Origin of the sequence: Chitinophaga niabensis, assembly GCF_039545795.1 — a bacterium.
Lineage (GTDB): Bacteria > Bacteroidota > Bacteroidia > Chitinophagales > Chitinophagaceae > Chitinophaga > Chitinophaga niabensis_B.
Genome location: NZ_CP154260.1, coordinates 6,303,699 through 6,327,341 on the forward strand (window position 1 = coordinate 6,303,699; position 23,643 = coordinate 6,327,341).

Genomic DNA, 23,643 nt, shown 5'->3' on the forward strand with positions numbered 1-23,643 from the left:
CAGCTTTTTATTTATCGTTATATTTATTCTTTCAAACAGAAAGTACATGCAGATCCAGTTATCTGCGGTAGTGCCCGTTCCGCTGCGCGATAAAGTATTGCAGCAGCAGTCGGACATCTGGAACCGCGACATTACGTTTTCGCCCGCACAATTCATTAAGATCAAGGCACCTTCCGGTACCGGTAAAACCACGCTGGTACATTACCTGTACAATATCCGGTACGACTATACCGGAACTATCCGCATCAATGATAAGCCCTGGCCCTCATATTCCAAAGATCAGCTGGCCGTTATGCGCCAGCAACAGATCAGCGTAATATTCCAGGACCTCCGCCTGTTTGATCAGCTTACGGCTTTGGAGAATATAGAACTGAAAAGAGTGATGCAGCCGGAGCCTTACTACCCGGCAGAAAAGATAAAGGAAATGGCAGACCGCCTGGGCGTAAGCCATGTACTCAACCAGAGTGGCGCTACTTTATCTTACGGGGAAAGACAGCGGATTGCCATTATCAGGGCACTCATGCAACCTTTCGAATGGCTGATGATGGACGAACCGTTCAGCCACCTGGATGAAGCCAATGCTACCAAAGCAGCCAAACTGATCGCAGAAGAATGCAGTGCCCGCAAAGCCGGCTTCGTTCTTACAGACCTCGATCATGATCAACATTTCGACTATCACCTGACCTATCATTTATAACATGCAGTTTTATCAGATACTCAAAAAGATCATCCGCACCGGCGTTGGCAAAGGACGTTTCTGGATGGCCGCTATTGGCCTGGGAATAGCCATGCTGCTGATACTCGTGGCCCTGCAGGTGCATCAGAACTTTAACGAACTATTGCACAGCGAGAAGAATGAGAACGAAACGGCAGACTTCCTGGTGATCAATAAAAAGATCACGAACGATATGATGGGCAGGCCGGAAATGAGCACCTTCACTCCTGAAGAAATTAAAGACCTGGCCGCACAACCTTTTGTGAACGGCTTCGGCATTGTTACTGCAGCAGATTTCAGTGTAAAGCTGGAAATGGATAAACTGGGCATCACCTCGGAACTCTTCTTTGAAGCAGTACCGGATAGTTTTATTGATGTGAAGTCCACAGACTGGAAATGGACGGAGGGCCAGCAGGAGATCCCTGTGATCATACCCAGTAGTTTCCTGGATATGTTCAACTTTGGATTTGCCATGGGCAACGGTATGCCGCAGTTCTCTGAAGAAACCATTAAAACATTATCTCCCAGCGTTGTGATCAGCCAGGGCATGCGCAGTGGTCGTTTTGCAGCGAGGATCGTAGGATTCTCAGATCGTATTTCCACAGTACTGGTACCCCTGTCTTTAATGGAATGGGGTAATGTGGCTTTCGGGACAGGTAAAGTCAAAGCCCCTTCGAGGGTGATCATCAAATCCAAAGACCCGAGCGATCCTATACTCAGTAAATACCTGGATACACATAACTACTCCACCAATAGAGAAAAAACGCGTTTCAGTAAAACCCGTGTTATAGTACAAACCATTGTAAGCGTAGTGGGCTTCTTTGGATTGGTATTACTGATCTTTGCGCTGCTGGTGTTCAGTATGTTCATCCAGTTAGTGATAGAATCCTGCCGGAAGGAGATCAGGTTATTGATCACATTAGGAGCTGCCCCGCGACAGTTACAGAGATACCTGCTGAAACAGTTTGTGCCTTTGTATATTGTGATAGGCTTACTGGCCCTGGTGCTGGTGGCTGGATTGCAATGGTGGGTTTCAGGGATCCTGGCAAAACACAAGATGTTTGTGTCTGCCATGCCGGGGATTGCAGCTGTTGTTGCCACGGCCGTGATCCTGTTGCTGGTGTATATCGTAAATCTCAGGTCGGTAAAAAAGCATATTGCTGGTATGTAAATCTCTCATTATGAAAAAGACCCTGTTCCTACTTGTTTCCCTTGCATGCATGAGCACTGCCTTTGCGCAGAAAACAATCCTGCATTGCGGCACCCTGATAGATGGTGTGTCTGACAAACCCCGTCAGCAAATGTCTGTGATCATTGAAGGCAAAAAGATCCTGGAGGTAAAGCCGGGTTATATAACACCCGGTGCAGGTGATAAAGTGATAGACCTGAAAACGCAAAGCGTTATGCCCGGCTGGATGGACATGCATGTGCATTTAGAATCAGAAACCAGTAAAACCGCGTATTCGGATAAATTTACACAAAACCCTGCTGACCTTGCCTACCTCAGTGTTCGGTATGCAGAACGCACTTTGCTTACAGGTTTTACAACCGTAAGAGACCTTGGTGGTTCCGGTGTGAACATCGCACTTCGCAATGCCATCAACAAAGGCCTGATCATAGGCCCGCGTGTTTTCACGGCAGGAAAATCCATTGCCACTACCGGTGGCCATGCTGACCCAACCAATGGATTCCGTAAAGACCTGATGGGAGATCCGGGACCTGAAGCCGGTGTTGTAAATGGCCCGGACGAATGCCGCAAAGCTGTAAGGCAGGCATATAAAAATGGATCGGACCTTATTAAGATCACCGCAACCGGTGGTGTATTGAGTGTGGCAAAAGATGGCAGCAGTCCCCAGTTCACGGAAGAGGAACTGCAGGCGATTGTTAGTACTGCAAAGGACTACAACATGAAAGTGGCCGCTCATGCGCATGGTGCGGAAGGCATTAAAAGAGCTATCCGTGCAGGGGTTAATTCAATAGAGCATGGCACCAAAATGGACGATGAGGGTATGGCCCTGGCTATTAAACACGGCACCTGGTATGTACCCACTATCACTGCAGGCCGTTCTGTAGCAGATTCTGCCAAGATCCCCGGTTATTATCCTGAGATCGTAAAACCCAAAGCTGAATCCATTGGTCCAATGATCCAGCAAACTTTCGCCAAAGCCTGGAAGAAAGGAGTGAAGATCGCATTTGGTACAGATGCAGGTGTATATATGCATGGCCGCAACTGGCTTGAATTCACTTATATGGTGGAAAGCGGAATGCCTGCTATGGATGCCATTAAATCCGCAACCATTAAAGCAGCACAATTACTGGGCATGGAAGAACAGCTGGGAAGCGTAGAAGCAGGAAAGATAGCAGACTTCACAGCCGTTAACGGAGATCCGCTGAAAGATATCCAGGCCATGGGGCAGGTGAGCTTTGTGATGAAAGACGGCTTGATTTTTAAGCAGGGAACCAGTAACTTGTCCACTGTTCAAAAATAAAGAGTCATGCCTTACACAAGAAAATTCGTGCACGTTGTAAACTTCTATCTCAAACCTGACTTGTCTGCCGCAGATGTAAGGGCATTTGAAGAAGGAGTAAGCGCGCTGGGAAAAATAGAGAGCCTGCTGGTATTCAATGTAGGCAAACCCGCAAAGACAGACCGTCCGGTAATAGACAGGAGTTACAGCTATTGCCTGCTCACCGTTTTTAACGATGAAGCCGGGCACGATATTTACCAGGAACACCCGGTGCATCTGAAATTCATTGAGAACTGCAATCACCTCTGGGAGAAAGTAGTGATCTTTGATTCGGAAACTATCCAGCTATAAAATTGAAACGGGGCCTTTAAGCCCCGTTTTTTTATGCTTCCTCATCGTAAGGCACAATGAAAGTATGTTTGACCCGCTCGGACACCAGCAGATATGGGATCCATATAACAGCAGCCACTATTGGCCTCACAAATTCTTTCGCGTTTTCTGCCAGTACATGTGTATCGAATATAGCATCTGTGGCGATGTAATCAAGTATTATGAACACTACATTGAATGCCAGCATAAAGACCATGGTACGCGGGAAAAGGTCTCTCCTGCGGAAATAGAGGAAAGGCATTAAACAGCTGAGTACAACCAGGAACACATTGCCCACCACTTCCAGGATCAGGAATAACTGCATCAGGGAAAGGTTCTTATCGGGATAGGCGATGCTCAGGTTAGTCCATACCGTATTCTGGAATGTTTCCACCTGAAAGAGACCTACCAGCAGAACCACTGGTCCGATAGACACACCAATCCCCAATAACGCTAACCAGCCACTGATTGCCCAGGCCTGATCAGTAGGATGCAGCTTTGGAACAGAGCGTTTATAATATTTCGTTGCGAGGTAAATAAAAAAGGCACCACTGGCCACTGCCAGGAATAATACCAGCCAGTTGATCCCGGAAGATCCGGTATTTCCTTTTGCGGCTTTGGAAGGATCATAGCTAAAAACATACCCGGTGGAGTTCACCAGTTCATCCATGTCTTTGATGTATTGTTTCATTCCCTCTGTGGGAATATGATCACTCTTAGCCTCGAAATCATATTTCAGGGAAATGATCTTATTATTCAGGATTGGTGTGAATGTAAACGTATAGTACTTACTATCTAAGGTGTAGGATTTTGCATCCAGCGACCAGGGTTCCGGGAATTTTATGGAGATATTATACTTCAGTTCATTCGGGAAAAGCAGAGTTACAGGCGTTTTCCGGCTCTCATTCACAATGATTATTTTATCCTTAAGGATATGCGCGCTGCTGGTGAAAGAAAGCCTGTTATTATTGGCGCTGTCTATCTTCCAGGGTTCTTCTATCCTGTACTTTTCTTCTACTTTGATCTTGTTCTCTTCAGCAAGATCAGTGATACGGATAGAATCCAGCAGGGTTACTTTTCCATAGATCTTCTTGTAGAAATCCTGGTAGCTGGTCTCTAAGTTCTTCATGCTGGTGTTGGCCACCATGGAGCGGAGATTGTCTGCATACAAACCGGTATATTCTGTAAGCACCGTGAGCCTGGCAGAGTCATTATCAAAATCAGCCAGCGTGATATCTTCGTTCACCACCAGTTTGCCAAAGTTTTTCAGTGGGATATCTGTTAATGTGGTAGAGCCATCTCCTAATACCAGGGCTTTCCTGAATTCAGGATTGTAGCGGTTTTTCAGGCTTCCACGCTGTAAGGAAAAAGTGGCGTCTACCCAATACGTCTGATCATTTAAAAGCACTTTTGCGATCACGTGATTGAAACGGCCCGGGCTGGGCTGCTCTTCTTCCACCTTTCCTTTCAGGCTGGTGTTCACATAAGCCATATAGGCTGTGATACCATTTGCACGAAGGAGGGCACATAGCAGCAGGGATTTATCTTTACAATCTCCAAACCGTTGCCTGCACACCTTTTCCGGCATATTAGGGCGATGAGAATATTCTCCCATTTCTATGCCCATATACCGGATATCGTCCTGCACAAAACGAATGGCTTCCAGCAGATATTTCTCTTTATCATCTCCCGCCAGCTTTTTGATCTGTGCAATACGGGATTGTAATTCTGTACCAGCTAAAGACACATCATTCACTTTTGCCGCCCAGTCGATGACTTCTTTCCAGCTGTTATACTCGCTGATCTCATAATGCGGGTAACCCGTATACCAGGAGGGTTGGTAGTCTTCCGGGTCCAGTATGTCCACTTTATTGCCCAGGTTCCACTCATACAGGTCAAGGCCGTTCATGGACCGCTTTGCCGGTTCCGGCGCATTGTTGAAGGCTTTGAAATGTAACTTCCGGGCAGGACTTGCGATCAGCGCCTTGTAAAAATTGGTGACCGGTTCGTATGAAGTGAGATAGAGTATTTCAGAAAACTTGTTGGCGAAAATGGGATTCTCCCCCGTAACAGAATAAGCATATTCAATCTGATCTCCCTTCCGCACATCTTCTACCAGGTAAAAAGCATCGTATGTACCGCTGTAAATATGCAGGGATAGTTCTTCCTCTTTCTGAAGGATCTTGAATTTACCGGGCGTAAGGCGGTTAATGATCTCTCCATTCCGGCGGATCAGCACTTCGTGGAACAGCAGCTTTTCATATTCCGGATTATAGGAAACATTGATCTGTGAGCCGTTCTGTATACCGGCTTCAGAAACGATATCGCGGATGATATGCCGGTAGATGGTTTTTTGTTCAACGTGGTATTGTTCTTCAAACAGCAACAGGTAATAACCTTCGCTGACGTCTTTTGTGCTGGTGGTTAAAGAAGCATCCGGCTTGTAGGGAACGAGCCATCCCGGCTTTGCGGCCGTGGAAAAATTCTTTCCCTGCGCCCAACCAAGCGCAGGCAAGAGTAGCAGTAGTAACAGGAAGGAATAGCGGTACATGGGAATAAATATTTTTAAATTCTCTGCGGGTTAGTATTCTACCGTCATCGCATATACGGCAAAAGTAGCCAGCCAATGTTCTCCTGCATAATCGCCGCTGGCAACATGCGGCAGGGCTGCCTGTAAATGTTTGGTAGCAAGGTCCCGTATGGCGGCACTGTTCCGGCCGGCATGTTTGGCAATTCCGTAAAGGCACCAGGCACGGCTCAGGTTTAAACCATCGAGGTGTACCAGTTTTCCGTCTGTTCTGTCGTTCACGGTAGCTATATGAAAGAGTTGAATATCTGGTTGAAATAAGCCGGGCAGGAAGGCCTGGATCCATTTCTGGTAATCTGCGGCAGGGAGTATCCGCCACATCAGGTCTGCTTCTTCCAGGCAGGGAGAGAGAAAGTCATATCCTCCGGGTTCCCAGCTGGCAGGGCAATCCCGGTCGTTTCCATAGAAACGCATCGCGGTTTCTTTGATGGAAGCCTGTAGATTGGCTGCATTGCTGACTATGGCATAATCCCAGGCCAGTCTTAAACCGAAAGCCAGATTGGTATGCTCACCCACGCGGATGGGATAAGCGATCTTTTTCAGGAAATCGCGGTAGGCATTATTGAATAAACCTGCCAGCGGGGCAATGTTACGGCTCAGCTGACGGGCCAGCGGATCATCCCAGGTGAGCAGTTCTGTTTGCAATTGCATCAGCCAGCTCCAGCCATAGATACGTTCAAAACCTTTGTTCTCTTTGCTCCTGAAAATGAGTAATTCCGTATTGATATTTTCCTGTGATAAATTCTCTGCGAGTTTTTTCCTGATCAATGCAGCATTGGGCAGATCAGGGAATGTTTTCAATAAGCGCACCAGCATCCAGTGACCATGAACACTGCTATGCCAGTCGTAGCAACCATAAAAGGCCGGATGATACTCCCGGGGAGCTTTGATGAGGGAAGAGTCTGAAAATACAATACCTGTTTTATAGGGGAACTCATGCTGCATACACTTCAGCGGTAATTGCGCAAAATGCACGGCACCTTCAGTTGTTAATCTCAACTGTCCATCCTTTACATCGTATAAGGGAGATTGTGCGAAGACATTCACGGTACCCAGGAGGCCCAGCAACAGCGTAATTACTTTCATAGTGTATATCTCTACCGGTTCAACAACAATTTAAAATAAAAAGATGGTCTGGTAAGCTTTTTTCTTAAATCTACCTCATAGAACATGCTGGAGATCACATCCCTTAATTGCTTGTTTTTCACCCCCATTTTAAACAGCCAGTTGAAGAGCCGCGGGTATTTCACCAGGCGCTGCAATTTGTAGCTAAGGCTCAGTTCCGGCCACAGCACCCGATAAACACGTTCATCGTAGGCTACCATTGCTTCGGCGGAATAGTTATCTGCTTTCAGGCAGGCAGCAGCCTGTTGGGCTGCAATAACCCCCGTACAGATAGCATTACCGATCCCTTCACCTGTAAACGGATCTATAATAAAAGCCGCATCCCCCACCAGCATATAACGGTTGCCGGAGATCACGCGTTTTTTGGAACCTAAGGGAAGGCCATATCCATCCAGAGTGCTTGTCATTTCTGCATCGCGGAAACGTTCTGCAAAGATCGGATCCTGTTTCAGGGTATCGGTGAGCAGTGTTTTGAGGTTCACTTTCCTGTCACGCACTGCATCGCTCAACATATCCATCCCTACATTGGCTTCTCCGTTTGGTAATGGGAAGATCCAGAGGTAACCGGGCAGGAGGTTCTTCAGGAAATGCAGTTCAATAAAACTATCCTCATGCATGCCTTTTACACCTTTATAGTATGCACGGATGCCCGCTGCATAATACTTTGGTTCCATTTTGATCTGTGCTACCTCTCTCGTGAAAGAAGAATGTGCGCCATTGGCTATGATCAGGAGTTTTGCCTTTACCTGGAACTGGCCGGAGGCATCTGAAACCAGGTAGCCGTCTTCTTCCTGCGTATATTTATCTACTGCAGTGCCTTCAAATAACTGAACGTTCGGGCTGCGTTTCAATTCATCCACCATAAAATTATCAAAGTGGATGCGTTTGCAAACGAAGCCGATAGGGGATTCTGCGGTTTTGTTATAATCAGGTTTGTAAGGCACGTCCATACTCTGGCGGCTGGGAGAAACAAACGTAACGCCCCAGCTGTTCTCTTTTTCCACCAGCTGCTGCAATCTTTGGGCAATGCCTTTGTCGATCTTTTCAAGCCAGGATAATACTTTTCCACTAAGCCCATCGCCGCAAACTTTATCGCGGGGGAAAACGGCTTTATCAACAACAACGCAGGAAATGCCTAACCTGTCTAATTGCAGCGCAGCAGTTGCCCCGCCGGGGCCTGCACCTATAATACATACTGAAGTGGTGATCATAAGCTATTATTCCGAATAGAGGGCCAAGATACGTATTCTGGCTCCGCGGAGGAAATATATATCTTTGCCTAAAACAGGAAAATATGTTCGGAGATCTGTTCGGAAAGCTGCAGGAAGCGCAGCAGAAAATGGCTGACAGTAAAGAACGCCTTAAACACATTTCAGTGGAAGGCGAAGCTGGTAACGGAGCTGTAAAGGTGGTTGTGTCCGGCAACCGGGAAGTGCAAAGCCTGGAAATTGAGCCGGGACTTTTGGTGGCGGAGCGCAAGGAGGAGTTGGAAGACCTGCTGATCACAGCTCTCAACCGTGCCTTGAAGAATGCGGAGAATGCATGGGAAACAGAAATGAAAGGTGTGGCAGGTGGAATGCTGGGAGGTATGGGATTACCGGGGATGTAGCAGAACGTACAATAAAAAAAGCCGGGCAGATCCTGCCCGGCTTATATATCCTTTTTGTCTTTAGCTTCTTATCCTACCTCTTCGGTCTTCAGCATTTTTTGATACTTCTTCCTTTCTTCTTCGTCGAGGATCGTTTTACGCATACGGATATGATTTGGCGTAACTTCAATACACTCGTCCTGTTGAATGTATTCCATACATTCTTCCAGGGTCATCAATATCTTCGGAGCAATGTTAGCAGCACCATCCGTACCACTTGCACGCATATTCGTCAGTTTCTTTCCTTCGTTAGGGTTTACCACCAGGTCACCAGGTTTGTTGGTTTCACCGATGATCATGCCTTTGTAAACTTCTTCTCCCGGATCAACGAAGAATGAACCCCTGTCCTGCAGTTTATCCAGGGAGTAACCGGTAGTGGTACCAGCTTCTTTAGCTACCAGTACACCATTGTTACGGCCAGGAATTGGTCCTTTCCATGGTTTGTATTCATTGAAACGGTGGGCCATTACAGCTTCACCTGCAGTGTTGGTGAGCATTTGCGTACGCAAACCGATCAGACCGCGGGAAGGGATCTCAAATTCCAAATGCTGCATATCACCTTTGGTTTCCATGATCAGCATTTCACCTTTACGGCGGGTAACGAGGTCAATTACTTTAGAAGCAAATTCCTGCGGAACGTCTACTACCAGTGTTTCAAATGGTTCAGAACGTTTGCCGTCAATGATCTTCACAATTACCTGTGGTTGACCCACTGTTAATTCATAACCTTCACGGCGCATGGTTTCTACCAGTACACCTAAGTGAAGGATACCACGTCCGTAAACGAGGAAGCTATCAGCAGCATCTGTATCCATTACACGCAGCGCCAGGTTCTTCTCTGTTTCTTTCATCAAACGGTCACGCAGGTGACGGGAGGTCACGAACTTACCATCTTTACCAAAGAAAGGAGAGTTGTTGATGCTGAACGTCATGTTCATGGTAGGCTCATCCACATAAGTGATAGGCAGTGCTTCCGGATTTTCGAAATCAGCTACTGTATCACCAATACCAAAATCTTCAAGACCAACCAGCGCACAGATATCACCAGGGTATACTTCCGTTACCTTCTTTTTACCAAGTGCTTCGAAAATATATAATTCGCGAACGCGGGATTTTTTAATAGTACCATCTGCCTGTACCAGGGAGATAGGTTGGTTTTCCACCAGTTTACCACGGGTTACTTTTCCGATGGCGATACGGCCAAGGAAAGTAGAGTAATCCAGGGAAGTGATCTGCATTTGCAGGGTACCTTCTGCTATTTTAGGTTGCGGAACGTGTTCCAGGATACCATCCAGCAGGGGCAGGATATCTTCACGTGGCGTCAATGAATCATTGAACCAGCCATTTTTACCTGAACCGTAGTAGGTAGGGAAGTTCAATTGCTCTTCCGTTGCGTCCAGGTTAAAGAACAGTTCAAATACTGCGTCATGTACTTCGTCAGGACGGCAGTTAGGTTTATCTACCTTATTGATTACAACGATAGGTTTCAAATTCAGATTGAGGGCTTTTTGCAGCACAAAACGTGTTTGCGGCATGGGTCCTTCAAATGCATCCACCAGCAGGATCACACCATCTGCCATTTTCAATACCCGTTCAACCTCTCCGCCAAAGTCGGCGTGGCCTGGGGTATCGATCACGTTGATCTTCACGTCCTTGTACATTACGGATACGTTCTTGGCTAAGATCGTGATACCACGTTCCTTTTCCAGGTCGTTATTATCCATGATCAATTCTCCCGTTTCCTGGTTGGAACGGAATACGTTCGTAGAGTGGAGGATTTTATCCACCAGGGTAGTCTTACCGTGGTCTACGTGCGCGATAATGGCGATGTTTCTTAATTGCATGAGAATGAATTATTTAGCTGCCTAAAAAGTTCTTTCGAACTTCCTTTTTTCACAGGCAACTCCTAAATGAAGGCGCAAAGGTACGAATAATACGTGGTATTTGGAGTAGGGTACTCTTAAATAACTGTGAAATAACAGAATGCAGACATTCTGCACGGGCATCATATTTGCACTGCTTCCTTTACATTCATAATCAACAATTTATGCGGAAAATCAGCAGTTTCTTGATCCTGTTTTTTATAACAGTGAATATAAATGCGCAGGAAGTAAAAGCGTATGATGCAGAACTCAGCACCTACATCTATCCTTATCCTGTTCACTTCTTTTACCTTTCAAGTCAGGGCCAGCGGCTTAAAATGGCCTATATGGATGTGAAGCCTTCCAAAGCAAACGGCAGAACAGTGGTATTGCTGCACGGCAAAAATTTCTGTGGCGCTTATTGGGATAGTACGGCTGCAGCCCTTACCCAAAAAGGGTTTCGGGTAATCGTACCGGATCAGGTAGGGTTTGGCAAATCTTCCAAACCGGCATCCCTGCAATATTCTTTTCAGTTACTGGCACAGAACACCAAAGCTCTGCTGGATTCGCTGAAGATCACAAAAGTGGCCGTGCTGGGCCATTCTATGGGCGGCATGCTGGCTGTGCGGTTCACATTAATGTATCCGGATATCACGGAAAAGCTGATCCTGGAGAATCCCATCGGGCTGGAAGACTGGAAAACAGCAGTACCTTATCAATCCATCGATCAGTGGTATAAAGGAGAGCTGGCGCAGAATTATGAAAAGATCAAAAAGTACCAGCTGGATAATTACTACGCCGGGCAGTGGACACCTGCTTATGATAAATGGGCACGCCTGCTGGCCGGCTGGACGGTACATCCGGATTATCCTAAGGTGGCCTGGAATGCAGCACTTACGTACGACATGATCTTTACACAACCGGTGTATTATGAGTTTGAGCAGATCAAAGTACCCAGCTTACTGATCATCGGGCAGCGGGACAGAACGGCGCTGGGTAAAGCAAATGCGCCCGCCGCAGTAAAGGATACATTGGGAAATTATCCCGTTCTTGGAAGAAGGGCTGCGGGGAGGATACCTTCAGCTAAACTCGTGGAGCTGGAAGGGATAGGGCATTTGCCGCATATTGAAAGTTTCGGGCAATTCAGGAAAGCCTTACTTGAATTCCTCTAAAGCCTCCTGCAATAACTGGAACGCCTGTATGTTACCCGGGTTTTCCAGGCCCCGTGCAATATCCTGCTTTTCACGTGGTGTGAGGTGTAAGCTAAGCGCAGCGGCCTTTTCAGCCTGTTGCGGAACATATTGGAAAATGAGGCGTTTGAACTTCCCGGGGAAATAACCCTCCATATAATTGATCAGGTGATCCTGGTGAAAATCCTGCATGCTCATCCAATGCGCCTGCATGGAAAAGAGCGGTTCAAAGATCAGGTCTCCCAGGTCTTTCTTTTGTTTGATGGGGCTTACATCGTTTTTACGTGTATCCCTTACCTGCATGAAGATTACGCCACTGGTATTTTCATTGATCCATTCCCGGAAGGTGTAGAGGAAACGAAGACTGGTTTCCTGCCCGAAATTATCCCTGATGCCGGCATCCATTACATCCACAATAGGGTTACTGGGCAGGAATACATTGGGTAATACATATGGGAATGTAGCGCTCATGCGGATGGCGCTGGTTACACGCAGATGTTCAGCATGCTGCAGGTTAAAGAATTGCCCGAAATCTACACCATCAACATCCCGGATACTGCGGGTAGGATATTGATAATCTGCAGCGCAGAGATAACTTACCGGTTGCGGAGAAATAAAAAGGCGGCGCCCGTCTGCATTGATGGTTGCGCACCAGATCATCATAGGGATCTTTGCTGTGAACTCTGCTTCCCGGTAGTCGGAAACCGTTTTATTCAACACATTGTCCGTATTAATGTTCAGCTGCATTTCGAATGCATAACCACGGTCTTTTGCGTAACGGTTTTTGCCAATGTAGAAATGCCTGAAAGGTGTGATGAAATCATTCACCGCAAAAGAGCTGAATACAGAGTTCAGCAGATCGCGGGAGATCCTGTCGCAATAAAGACTGTCGTATAGATCAGGGCCGTTCAGTTTGCCCATTTGTTCCCGGAGATATAATTCCCGGAAATAAGTGGCGCCCATCATTCCTCCGGAGGCTCCCGTCATGAGCATGGTGTGTTTGAGTAGTTTTCCTTTCGTAAGACTGTCGTACCGCTGCAGTACATTCATGGTCCATGCAGCGGAACGGCTGCCGCCGCCGCTGGTATTGATCACGATGAACGGAGGTTTGGAGCCGGCGGGGAATTTGGCTTTCCAGTTTTCGAGTATCTGTAAGGTTTGTTTTTTATCTCCTTCGCTGCGGGAGGCTGTGAAAAAGTCCTGCAGGCTTTGCACACTATACAGCGGGCGTTTATCTTTCTCCATGTAATCCAGCCCGTATGCTTTGTTCCGGTTATCGATCCATTGATTTTTCACCATCCAGTTCATACCCAGGATAAGCCCGATCAGTATGGGAATGGCCCATGTTTCCAGCAGATAAGCGTAAGCTCCGGCAACGCCGATCAGGAAAGCAAAGAAGATCATTACGCTGGCGCCGGCAGGTATACGGAAAGCGTTGTAGTCCATCAGGTAGGCCATGATCACGAGGAATACCAATGCCAGGCCTACTGTTATCATGGCAGCAAAATGGTGCTGCTTGAAGATGTTATCGAGATAGTGTTTATTATAGTGATCAACATTCCTGGCTCTGCGGACGCGCCAGGGGCTGGAGAAATAATTGATAACGGGTAATGCATTCTCATCTCTTTCCTGCGTAGGTTTTAAAACTGTTTTCAGGAAGTTGCGCGGGTTGCCGAATTTCTTGTATAAACGTCTGCCTATATTTTTATCTGCATTGAAGAAATAAAAGAAAGAGAAAAAGATAACAACCAGGAATCCGCAGATGAAACCTTCTGCCAGCAGCAGGACCTGTGGAACGGAATTCAGTTCCTGCCAGCGCTGGTATTGCCATCCGCGCCATAGAAGATTAAACAGGAACGCACCGGGGATGATAGCATTGTTCAGGCAATAACGGAAAAAGGGTTGTGAGGTGGTGGCCAGGAATTTGAAACGGCCGCTATGCAGGATAAAAGAGGTGATGTTCCAGCTCATTGTAAAGATGGCCGTAGCAACCCCCATCACAGTGGTGCTGTAAAAATTCACCTTCCCCATGTATTCCGGCGCCAGGTATAATGCATCCCCGCCAAACACTTTGGCGAAGCCTCCATTGATGGTGCTGAATAAAATGGCCCAGAAGATCAGCAGGACCTGGTACTTACGGAAATGAAGCAGCAGGAGCTGAATAGGGAAAGAATAGAAGAATCTTAGCCAAAGTCTTTTCACAGGTATAAATTACGAAGAAATAAAAAGCAAATTTAAAATTTACAAATTATTTAAATATGAAAGGCCATAAATAATAAATGAATGAGTGTGCCGTTGCAGCAAAAGAGGTTTTATTTCTTAGTTACAAACCTGGCCCAAACCAATACCATGAGCAGCGCCATACCGGTAAACTGATGTGCCAGTGCAAAACCGAGCGGAATTTTCACCTGGCTGTTTAAAACAGTGAGCACGCCCAATAAAACCTGTGCGAGTACTACCAGTAATGCTATTGCGCGAACAGCATCCAGCTGGGAAAAAGGCCTGGCGCGGAAATACCACACTGCAATCAATATAGTGAGCAGGTAAGCAAGGCCACGGTGAATGAATTGGATGGTGATGGGATTGTGGGTGATATCTTCCAGGAATCCGCCTTGTGTGAACATGCCCAGGGGCCACCACATACCATTGATCGTTGGCCAGGTGCTGGCAGACAATGCAGCATGGAGACCTGCCATGAAGGCACCATATATTAACTGAAGGGTGAGTAGTCCTAAGATCCAGCCGGATAATTTACGGAGGGAAGGCGCTGAAACGAGATTTTTTTGCGGAATGCTGAGCTTCAGTGCGAACCAGAGTGTGTACCACAAGAGGCTCAGTGCGGCAATAAAGTGAATGGCTAAACGAATATGGCTAACGTACAGATCCTCATCATTTAATCCGCTCTGCACCATGATCCAGCCGATGGCTCCCTGCAGGCCTCCCAGGAGAAATAAAATGATCATGGGAACGATCATGCTTTTATCGATCTTCTTCTTTATAATAAAATAAATGAAGGGAATAAAAAACACGATACCTATCAGGCGGCCCCAGTTGCGATGCAACCATTCCCAAAAATAAATGCCTTTAAAATCGGATAAGGTAAAATGACTATTAATATATTTTGCCTGACCGATCTCCTGGTATTTGGCAAAAGCAGCCTGCCAGGCTTCTTCATTCATTGGCGGGATTGCGCCCAGTATGGGTTTCCATTCCGTGATAGAAAGTCCTGAACCTGTCAAACGGGTAATGCCTCCCAGGAGTACCTGCACGATGATCATAAAAACTCCCGTGAAAAGCCAGATTATTATAGCTTTATTCTGCTTATTTTGCTGCATATCCATAAACGTAGCAAAATTAGGGTTAATCCGCCGCCACATGGAATGATTTTTATCAATTTTGGAATGATTTTGCAGTAGCGCGACTGATTTAGTAATTTTATCGCCCATAAAATAAGTTAACTTGTTATTGCCATTTTACCAGGAAACGCTTACGGAAGCCGGTTGCGATGAAGCCGGAAGGGGCTGCCTCGCAGGTCCTGTATTTGCGGCGGCAGTAATATTGCCACGGGATTTTCGTCATCCTTTGCTGAATGATTCCAAACAGCTTAAGGAGAGTCAGCGGGATGAATTGAGAGTAGTGATCGAACAGAAGGCAATAGCGTATGCGGTGGCCAGTATCGATAATGAGGAAATTGACAGGATAAATATCCTGAAAGCCTCTTTCAAAGCGATGCACGAGGCATTGGCACGATTATTGATTCAGCCCCAGATGTTACTCATTGACGGTAATCGTTTCAATCCCTATGGCAATATCCCGCATACCTGCGTAATTCAGGGAGACGGAATTTATGCTTCGATAGCGGCGGCATCCATCCTGGCAAAGACCTACCGGGATGAATATATGCATCAGCTGCATGAACAGTTCCCGCAATACGGCTGGAAGGAAAACAAAGGTTATCCAACCAGGTATCACCGGGATGCCATCCGCGCACATGGCGACACGCCCTATCACCGCAGGACGTTTCGTTTGTTACCGGATCAGTTAAGTTTGGATGGGGAGGAAAAGTGGTAAAATAGGATAGAGCCATGTTAAAGCAATCGCAACAACAGAAATTATTACAGAAGTTATCACCACAACAGATTCAGTTAATGAAGCTGTTGCAGGTGCCTACGGCCGTACTCGAAGAACGTATCAAAGAAGAACTGGAAGAGAACCCTGCTTTAGAATATGGTGAAGATGGTCAGGAAGAAGAATTCAAAGAGCCCAGTGAAGATTTTGAAGCCAAGGAAGGAGAAGAGGATTTTGAACCGGATGGCAGTGAGAATGAATACGACAATATAGATATCTCAGAATATGTGTCTGAAGGCGATGATGATATTGCCGACTACAGGCTGCGGGATGATAACTACCCCGATCCCGATGAATCCCGCACCATTCCTGTTCGCGTGGAAACTACTTTTCATGATCACCTGCTGGACCAGCTGGGTATGCTGAGTCTGGATGACCGCAGGGCACGTATTGCAGAGCAGATCATTGGCAGTATTGATGATGATGGTTACCTGCGCAGGGAAGTAAGTGCTATTGTAGATGACCTTTCTTTCTCACAGAATGTACAAACAGAAGAAGAGGAGATCAGGGATCTGATCAAACTGATCCAGCAATTTGATCCTCCGGGCGTTTGCTGTGTTGATCTCAAAGAATGCCTGGTATTACAGTTGAAACGTAAGAGTCCTGAAGATCCCGGTGTGGTTAACGCTACGCAGATCCTGGATAATTACTTCGATGAATTTACCAAGAAACACTACGAAAAGATCCAGCGTTCACTCAACCTTACAGATGAAGATCTGAAGGAAGCGATCGGCCAGATCATCCGGCTGAATCCAAAACCGGGTGGAAATTATAGTGTGATGAACAAAGCCGAGAGCTATGTGATCCCGGATTTTTTCATCATGAACAATGTAGGCAAGCTGGAACTGTCCCTCAACAGTAAAAATGCACCGGACCTGCGTATTTCAGAAGGATACCGGGATATGCTGAAGGAATATGACCGCGGAGATAAGAAAGATAAACGTCAGAAAGAGGCGGTATTGTTCATCAAGCAGAAAATAGATGCCGCCAAATGGTTCATAGATGCTATCAAGCAACGCCAGCATACATTGCTGAGTACCATGGAAGCGATCATGAACTATCAATACGACTTCTTCCTTACCGGCGATGAAACCACTATGCGCCCTATGATCCTGAAGGACATAGCGGATATTACACAACTGGATATTTCTACCGTTAGCCGGGTAGCGAATAGTAAATATGTACAAACAGAGTTCGGCACGTTCAAGCTGAAATTCTTTTTCTCTGAGTCCTTGTCAACAGACAGTGGTGAGGAAGTATCTACGAGGGAGGTTAAAAAGATCCTTTCGGATATGATAGAGGGAGAGAATAAGCGCAAACCGCTGAGCGATGAGAACCTGACTAAGATGCTGCAGGATAAGGGTTATAACATTGCCCGCCGGACAGTAGCAAAATACAGAGAGCAACTAAACATCCCCGTAGCAAGGCTGCGCAAGGAACTATAATTATGGAAGAGCAGAAAGCACCAATTACCTTTTCGTCCGGACTGCGGGCTACAGCACAAGTATTTTCTTATTTGCTGCATCCTTTATTCATACCGCTGCTCATTACGCTGGTGGCTGTGACTGCGCTGCCGGAGTATTTTTCGATCTTTAAATCTGATAGCCGTGTTTTCCCTTTCGACACCTTATATATAAGAGTGGCTGTTTCTACTTTATTGTTTCCTCTGCTGGTAGTGGTACTGGCCAGGCTGCTTGGTTTTGTGGGCAGCATCCGGCTGGAGGTGCAAAGAGACAGGATCATCCCTTATGTGTCCACCATCATCTTTTACTTCTGGACCTTTTATACATTTATCCGCCAGGGCTGGAGCCCTGAATTCCTCAATGCCTTTTTCCTGGGCATTTTTATTGCGGTGATCGTTTCCTTTGTATTGAACAACTTCGCCAAGATCAGCATGCATACCACAGGCTGGGGCGGGGTATTGGGTTTTATGCTTTGCATGATGTGGGGCATGCAGATGAATGTGGCTTTGCCGCTGGCGCTGGCTTTTGTGCTGGCTGGTATTGCAGCAACTTCCAGGCTTGTGCTGCATGCACATACAACGGCTGAAGTATATGCAGGGTTCATTGTAGGCATCCTGTCCCAGGTGATCGCCTATTCCATTGTGGGATAAAAAATAATCTTTTTTTACTACGCACATTCTCTGCGCAAGCGGGCAGCACCTTTGTATTGTCCATTGCGTGTTACCCCATTTGAAACAAACACCGGATGCTATTAAACTTAGTATTAAGCAAGAAATGCTAAATTTTTTAGGACAATTCGAAAATTAAATTATAACTTGCACTACCATTAAATTTGTAACAAATACTTACTAATTATGTCAAACACCAATACTGACAAACTGAAAGCGCTCCGTCTTACAATGGACAAGATCGACAAGGATTTTGGAAAAGGAGCTGTAATGATGATGGGTGAAAAGACAGAGGCACCCATGGAGGTTATCTCTACCGGTTCCCTGGGCCTGGATATTGCCCTGGGTGTTGGTGGATTGCCTAAAGGCCGTGTAGTAGAGATCTACGGGCCAGAGTCTTCCGGTAAAACTACTATAGCTATACATACTATTGCAGAAGCGCAGAAGAAAGGCGGTATCTGTGCCATCATAGATGCGGAACATGCCTTTGACAGCAGTTATGCACGCAGACTGGGGGTGGATGTGGATTCGCTCCTGATCTCCCAGCCTGACCATGGTGAACAGGCCCTGGAAATTGCAGACCGCCTGATCCTTTCCGGCGCTGTGGATGTGGTGGTTATTGACTCTGTGGCTGCACTGGTTCCGAAATCGGAGCTGGAAGGAGAAATGGGAGAGAGCAAAATGGGTCTGCAAGCCCGTTTGATGTCCCAGGCCCTCCGGAAACTTACTGCCACGATCTCTAAAACCAACTGCTGCTGTATTTTCATCAACCAGTTGCGTGAAAAGATCGGTGTGATGTTCGGTAACCCTGAAACAACCACCGGTGGTAATGCCCTGAAGTTCTATGCTTCCATCAGGCTGGATATCCGCAGAATGAGCCAGATCAAAGATGGCGATGAAGCTGTAGGTAACCGCGTGAAAGTGAAAGTGGTGAAGAATAAAGTAGCGCCGCCTTTCCGTATGGCAGAGTTTGATATTATCTATGGACAAGGTATCTCCAAATCCGGAGAGCTGATCGATATGGGTGTTGAGTTTGGTATCATTCAGAAAAGCGGTAGCTGGTTCAGCTACGAAGGCAACAAACTGGGTCAGGGCCGTGATGCCGTGAAGCAGTTGCTGCTGGATAATCCTGAAGTGTCTGTTGAAATTGAGGCGAAGATCAAGGCGAAGTTAGCCGAGCAGGCTGCAACGGCATAGGAGATCCTGAAATTTTAAGATCACAATTAATGGCATAGCCATTTGTATAAAGAGTTTATTAAACGTTTTTAGATTAAAAACGTTTGTTTGGGTTAGTAAAGTAAAAGGTCCGTTTTCTAGCGGACCTTTTTGTTTTTTTGGGAGGAGGAGGGTTGAGGGAAAGCGGTTGTGTTTTTATGAAGAAGGGTTGAGAGAGAGCCGCTGTTTTTTAATGAATGGGTCTTTCTGAAGCCGGCCTGTGTTTTAGACTGGAGCATAGCAAGACCTTTTTGTTTTTAGAAAAACGAGCAGCCTTTTGTATTTTAAGAATGTCATCTGCCTTTTTTGAAACAACCCCCTTTTGTGTACAAAAAACATCCTTTTGCGTATACAAAACAAAAAGCCCGTCACTCCTGCAAACATTCCAAAATGTACCGTTCCAGCAACCGGGCATTCTCAATAGCATCTCCATGAAAAGTGTTATTAAAGAATACCCATATTGAATGCCCTTCACTCATCCAGTGCGCACATTTTTTCGCATAAGATAACATCGTAGCATCGTCATAACGGGAGGCATATAATTTCCCCGGCCCATGAAATCGCAGGTATACATCATGAGCCGTTATGAGCTCATGATAAGGAAAAGGCATCGCGGATTGCGCGATCACCAATGAGATATCATACTGTTGCAGCAATTCTACACTTTGGGGCTGCAACCAACTTTCGTGACGCACCTCCAATGCAAAAGAGTATTCCCTGTAAACGGAAACCAGCAGGTCAAAAAATGGTGCAGCCACTTCCCGGTTAAAAGTAACCTGTGCCGGCAGTTGAATTAAAATGGGACCTAACTTATCTTTTATGGGATCAAAAATGGTGAAAAACAACCGGAGACTATCCGCGGCATCGTGGAGTTTTTGATAGTGGCTGACATAACGGCTCATTTTAGGGCAGAACCGGAAATCATCCGGGACAGCCAGCGCCCAGTTTAAAACCGTTTGCGCTTTAGGCAGATGATAAAAGCTGGAATTGATCTCCACACATTTGAACAACTCCCGGCTATAAAAATACAGCCATTGCACGGACTTCAACTTTTCAGGATAGTATAAGCCCTTCCATTCTTTATAACTCCAACCGGAAGTTCCGATATGCAAATGCATGGCTTTTTTACTTCTGAAGAGATCAATATTGGTACCATACCCACTAAACGCAAATTATTGCACCCGGCACTTCCGGAAAAGTACCACTACATTACCTCTCATTCCCCAAAATTCAGCGCTGAGCCATAGGATTTTACTATGAAGGTTTGTAGTTTTCGTTTCCTTAATTCCACTATTATGAGACAGCGCTGCAGGGCATTTATAATGCTATTCTTGTTGGTGATCACTTATACAAGTGTAAATGCCCGGTTTTTCATCGCTAATGGTTTTGCCCAGGCGCCGAAATTCAAAGCCCTTGTGCTCACAGAACGCGGCGGCGGGCATGAAGGCTTTGTAGCAGCAGCTTTGGAGTGGCTGAACAATTATGCGAAAGAGCAGCAATTTGAGATCACTGTGATCAACCGTGCTGATTCTATCAATGAAGCTTATTTGTCTCAATACAAAGTATTCATACAACTGAATTTCCCTCCTTACACCTGGAGTAAAGAAGCGGAGGCTGCTTTCATCAAATATATAGAAGAAGGCCGTGGCGGATGGGTTGGTTTTCACCATGCTACTTTGCTGGGGGAATTTGATGGGTATAAGATGTGGGATTGGTTTTCACAGTTCATGGGCGGCATCCGCTTCAAGAATTATATCGCGAAACGGGCTTCGGCTACCGTGCATGTGGAGGATAAAAACCACCCTGTGATGCAAGGCCTGCCAGCATCTTTTTCTATCCCGGATGATGAATGGTATACGTTTGATAAAAACCCCAGACCAAATGTAAAGGTATTGGCGAATGTGGATGAAAACAGTTACCAGCCTCCGTCTGACATCAAAATGGGGGATCATCCCGTGATCTGGATGAATGAAAAGATGAAAGCACGGAATGTATATTTTTTAATGGGGCATCATGCTAACCTGCTGGGATCGGCTGAGTTCAAAAAGATGTTTGGCAATGCCATTTTATGGGCGGCTGGTACTACTAAATAAACGATCACATTGAACGCTGATTTTGATAATTACCAGGAATACAACTAAGCGATGGGCGCCAGTGCATCCCTTTTTAATGCACATGATATATGAGCCTTGCGCTATAACCAAGGAATCCGGGCACAAAAGCATCAAAGTTCTTTTCTTTCACGATCATAAATCCGGGACGGATGCCCATTGCTATACCTAAAGGCCGCCGCAGCCCTCCGGGGCGGAACATTACACCCATCGGGAACAACACTGAAATATCTCTCCGTTGCCCGGCGTCATGACGGTATTTTTCTACAGCCACTTCTTTATAATTTTCCCTGCGGGCCTTTTTTTCCACAACATAGTCTGCAATGGAATAAGCAAGGGTACCACCCAAGCCGGCATAGATGGATATGCGGTCTCGGGAGAATCCTTTTTTAAAGAGGAATTCGGTGTATAATGCAATTGCATGATTGTTACGGCGAAAGTTAACCTCGTGGATGGTGTCCTGAACAGAGGTGAAAGATGGCCTGGTACTCCAGCGCTCCTGGTGATTTGATGCGTAATCGTATTCAATACCTATACTCCATTCTTTTTGCAGGCCCCATAATATTTTTTTGTCGCTGGGGAATTCCCAGGTAGTGAGCAGGGCAACCTGTATGTGTCCCATACTTCCCTGGAAAAGGCCACGGCCGAATTCCCTTTCAAGGGTATCGAGGCCATTCTTTGGGAAGTTTTGCGCATCCTTTACCAGTTTGCGGACGTCCGCTAAGGTGGTGTCTTGCCGCTGTATCTGCGCACCAAGTGAAGGGCCGAACTGGAGGCTTTTTAACCGGATCCTTTGAGCACTGGCAATATCAGATACCAGGCAAAGGCAAATGAACAGAAGTAGGGATAGGCGCATAGATGAGGTTGTTGTTGGTGAAACGGGGAGGACTGGAGGAATGTTACAGGGAGGATGGGTATACCCTGAGAGAAGGCATTTCCTATCTTGAGCCTATGTCAAGCCTATGTGAAGTATGGGTTTGCCCTGGAAAGAGAGAAGCCGTTCTATGGTTTGGGCAACCAGCGAACGGCTTCTTTTCAGTGTCTTCGGGTATTTATTCCCCCTTTTCTACAATCTTATTTTCCTCTGATATAAGGGCTTCCCACAAAATATCTTTCAATTCCTGCAAGCCCGTTTGCGTAACGGCGGAAATGAACACATGCGGTACATCCTTTGGCAGTTCAGCAGATATCGCGGTTTTCAATTCATCGTCCAGCATATCGCTTTTGCTGATGGCAATGATGAATTGTTTATCCAGCAGTTCGGGATTGAACTGTTCCAGTTCGTTCTTCAGGATGGCAAACTCTTTTCCATGATCTTCGCTATCGGCGGGGATCACAAAGAGCAGCACGGCATTCCGTTCAATGTGACGGAGGAAGCGGTGCCCTAAACCTTTGCCTTCATGCGCGCCTTCAATGATCCCGGGAAGGTCCGCCATACAGAACGACTTGTCATCCCGGTACTCCACCATGCCCAGTTGTGGGGTGAGGGTGGTAAAGGCGTAGTTGGCAATTTTGGGTGTAGCTGCCGTGATGGAAGAAAGCAGGGTGGATTTACCGGCGTTGGGGAAACCAACGAGCCCTACATCCGCCAGCACTTTCAGCTCCAGGAGCTTCCAGCCTTCCTGGCCTGGTTCTCCGGGTTGTGCATGTTCAGGTGCCTGGTTGGTGGCGGTTTTGAAATACGCATTTCCCCGTCCGCCTTGCCCACCGGGCATAAAGATCACTTCTTCCCCGTCATGCAGGATCTCCGCATCTACTTCCCCGGTTTCTTCGTCCCGCACAATGGTACCCAGGGGTACTTCAATCACAATATCCTTACCCATGGCGCCGGTACAGTTGTCTCCACTGCCGTTTTCGCCATTTTCGGCTTTTACGTTCTTGTACCAGCGTAAATGCAGGAGGGTCCAGAGCTGGGCGTTGCCTCTCAGAATGAGGTGTCCGCCGCGGCCGCCGTCTCCACCATCCGGGCCTGCCATGGCTTTGAACTTGGTACGCATGAAGTGTCTGCTCCCTGCGCCACCATGGCCCGACTTACAAAATACCCGTATAAAATCAACAAAATTCTCCATAATCAAAATCTCCCATTATCCCGTT

At 46.6% G+C, this 23,643-nt stretch carries 20 protein-coding genes; 11 read left to right on the forward strand and 9 right to left on the reverse strand.

The features are described 5' to 3' along the window. Positions 1–46: 46 nt before the first annotated feature. From AAHN97_RS25330 to AAHN97_RS25345, 4 genes are read left to right on the forward strand one after another with little or no spacing between them, the layout of a single operon-like run. Entirely contained in the window at positions 47–697 is a 651-nt protein-coding gene (locus AAHN97_RS25330) for an ATP-binding cassette domain-containing protein (RefSeq protein ID WP_343304879.1), read from the forward strand. Position 698: 1 nt separating this feature from the next. Further along, positions 699–1,886: an FtsX-like permease family protein gene (locus tag AAHN97_RS25335; RefSeq protein ID WP_343304880.1), complete on the forward strand. Its 1,188-nt coding sequence runs from the start codon at positions 699–701 to the stop codon at positions 1,884–1,886. A gap of 10 nt (positions 1,887–1,896) precedes the next feature. Continuing rightward, positions 1,897–3,204: a metal-dependent hydrolase family protein gene (locus AAHN97_RS25340; RefSeq protein ID WP_343304881.1), complete on the forward strand. Its 1,308-nt coding sequence runs from the start codon at positions 1,897–1,899 to the stop codon at positions 3,202–3,204. Between the two features lie 6 nt (positions 3,205–3,210). Continuing rightward, on the forward strand, positions 3,211–3,534 hold the full coding sequence (locus AAHN97_RS25345) for a Dabb family protein (protein WP_343304882.1): 324 nt from the start codon (positions 3,211–3,213) through the stop codon (positions 3,532–3,534). Between the two features lie 31 nt (positions 3,535–3,565). Here the strand turns inward: AAHN97_RS25345 and AAHN97_RS25350 are convergent, their stop codons facing one another. Genes AAHN97_RS25350 through AAHN97_RS25360 form a run of 3 tightly spaced genes read right to left on the reverse strand, consistent with a single transcriptional unit; the run spans position 3,566 to position 8,475 of the window. Next, on the reverse strand, positions 3,566–6,103 hold the full coding sequence (locus AAHN97_RS25350) for a DUF3857 domain-containing protein (RefSeq protein WP_343304883.1): 2,538 nt from the start codon (positions 6,101–6,103) through the stop codon (positions 3,566–3,568). Between the two features lie 30 nt (positions 6,104–6,133). Continuing rightward, complete coding sequence (locus AAHN97_RS25355; RefSeq protein ID WP_343304884.1) at positions 6,134–7,225, reverse strand: DUF2891 domain-containing protein; 1,092 nt, start codon at positions 7,223–7,225, stop codon at positions 6,134–6,136. A gap of 11 nt (positions 7,226–7,236) precedes the next feature. Beyond that, positions 7,237–8,475: an NAD(P)/FAD-dependent oxidoreductase gene (locus AAHN97_RS25360; protein WP_343304885.1), complete on the reverse strand. Its 1,239-nt coding sequence runs from the start codon at positions 8,473–8,475 to the stop codon at positions 7,237–7,239. Between the two features lie 83 nt (positions 8,476–8,558). Between AAHN97_RS25360 and AAHN97_RS25365 the strand changes: the two genes are divergently transcribed. Then, a complete protein-coding gene (locus tag AAHN97_RS25365) occupies positions 8,559–8,873 on the forward strand; it encodes a YbaB/EbfC family nucleoid-associated protein (protein WP_343304886.1) in 315 nt (104 codons plus the stop codon). 68 nt (positions 8,874–8,941) lie between these two features. On the opposite strand, the gene typA is transcribed toward AAHN97_RS25365, so the two are convergent. Beyond that, the gene (gene typA / locus AAHN97_RS25370) at positions 8,942–10,756 is read right to left on the reverse strand and encodes a translational GTPase TypA (protein ID WP_343304887.1); all 1,815 of its coding nucleotides are present in this window, start codon (positions 10,754–10,756) and stop codon (positions 8,942–8,944) included. Positions 10,757–10,959: 203 nt separating this feature from the next. Here typA and AAHN97_RS25375 point away from each other — a divergent pair, with 203 nt between their 5' ends. After that, positions 10,960–11,946, forward strand: a complete 987-nt coding sequence (locus AAHN97_RS25375; protein ID WP_343304888.1) for an alpha/beta fold hydrolase — start codon at positions 10,960–10,962, stop codon at positions 11,944–11,946. On the opposite strand, the gene AAHN97_RS25380 is transcribed toward AAHN97_RS25375, so the two are convergent. Continuing rightward, a complete protein-coding gene (locus tag AAHN97_RS25380; RefSeq protein ID WP_343304889.1) occupies positions 11,929–14,166 on the reverse strand; it encodes a patatin-like phospholipase family protein in 2,238 nt (745 codons plus the stop codon). The two genes, AAHN97_RS25375 and AAHN97_RS25380, sit on opposite strands and share 18 nt — an antisense overlap. A 110-nt stretch (positions 14,167–14,276) precedes the next feature. Next, positions 14,277–15,341 carry a COX15/CtaA family protein gene (locus AAHN97_RS25385; protein ID WP_343304890.1) on the reverse strand — a complete coding sequence of 355 codons (1,065 nt, stop codon included), beginning with the start codon at positions 15,339–15,341 and terminating at the stop codon, positions 14,277–14,279. An 82-nt stretch (positions 15,342–15,423) separates the two neighbouring features. Here AAHN97_RS25385 and AAHN97_RS25390 point away from each other — a divergent pair, with 82 nt between their 5' ends. The 4 genes from AAHN97_RS25390 to recA all read left to right on the forward strand — a co-directional run bounded on the left by AAHN97_RS25390 (position 15,424) and on the right by recA (position 19,420). After that, positions 15,424–16,035 carry a ribonuclease HII gene (locus AAHN97_RS25390; RefSeq protein ID WP_343304891.1) on the forward strand — a complete coding sequence of 204 codons (612 nt, stop codon included), beginning with the start codon at positions 15,424–15,426 and terminating at the stop codon, positions 16,033–16,035. 77 nt (positions 16,036–16,112) lie between these two features. Continuing rightward, on the forward strand, positions 16,113–17,537 hold the full coding sequence (rpoN, locus tag AAHN97_RS25395; RefSeq protein ID WP_430516970.1) for an RNA polymerase factor sigma-54: 1,425 nt from the start codon (positions 16,113–16,115) through the stop codon (positions 17,535–17,537). Positions 17,538–17,539: 2 nt separating this feature from the next. Beyond that, the gene (locus AAHN97_RS25400; RefSeq protein ID WP_343304893.1) at positions 17,540–18,205 is read left to right on the forward strand and encodes a hypothetical protein; all 666 of its coding nucleotides are present in this window, start codon (positions 17,540–17,542) and stop codon (positions 18,203–18,205) included. A gap of 204 nt (positions 18,206–18,409) precedes the next feature. Beyond that, a complete protein-coding gene (recA, locus tag AAHN97_RS25405) occupies positions 18,410–19,420 on the forward strand; it encodes a recombinase RecA (protein ID WP_343304894.1) in 1,011 nt (336 codons plus the stop codon). A gap of 386 nt (positions 19,421–19,806) precedes the next feature. Here recA and AAHN97_RS25410 read toward each other — a convergent pair whose 3' ends face one another. After that, on the reverse strand, positions 19,807–20,556 hold the full coding sequence (locus AAHN97_RS25410) for a DUF72 domain-containing protein (RefSeq protein WP_343304895.1): 750 nt from the start codon (positions 20,554–20,556) through the stop codon (positions 19,807–19,809). Between the two features lie 177 nt (positions 20,557–20,733). On the opposite strand from AAHN97_RS25410, the gene AAHN97_RS25415 reads away from it, so the two are divergent. Then, positions 20,734–21,531 (forward strand): ThuA domain-containing protein, encoded by a 798-nt coding sequence (locus AAHN97_RS25415; RefSeq protein ID WP_343304896.1) that lies wholly within the window; start codon positions 20,734–20,736, stop codon positions 21,529–21,531. 73 nt (positions 21,532–21,604) lie between these two features. Here the strand turns inward: AAHN97_RS25415 and AAHN97_RS25420 are convergent, their stop codons facing one another. Both AAHN97_RS25420 and obgE read right to left on the reverse strand, forming a co-directional pair. Next, positions 21,605–22,405 (reverse strand): hypothetical protein, encoded by an 801-nt coding sequence (locus AAHN97_RS25420; protein WP_343304897.1) that lies wholly within the window; start codon positions 22,403–22,405, stop codon positions 21,605–21,607. A gap of 196 nt (positions 22,406–22,601) precedes the next feature. Then, positions 22,602–23,618 carry a GTPase ObgE gene (gene obgE / locus AAHN97_RS25425; RefSeq protein ID WP_343304898.1) on the reverse strand — a complete coding sequence of 339 codons (1,017 nt, stop codon included), beginning with the start codon at positions 23,616–23,618 and terminating at the stop codon, positions 22,602–22,604. Positions 23,619–23,643 lie beyond the last annotated feature (25 nt).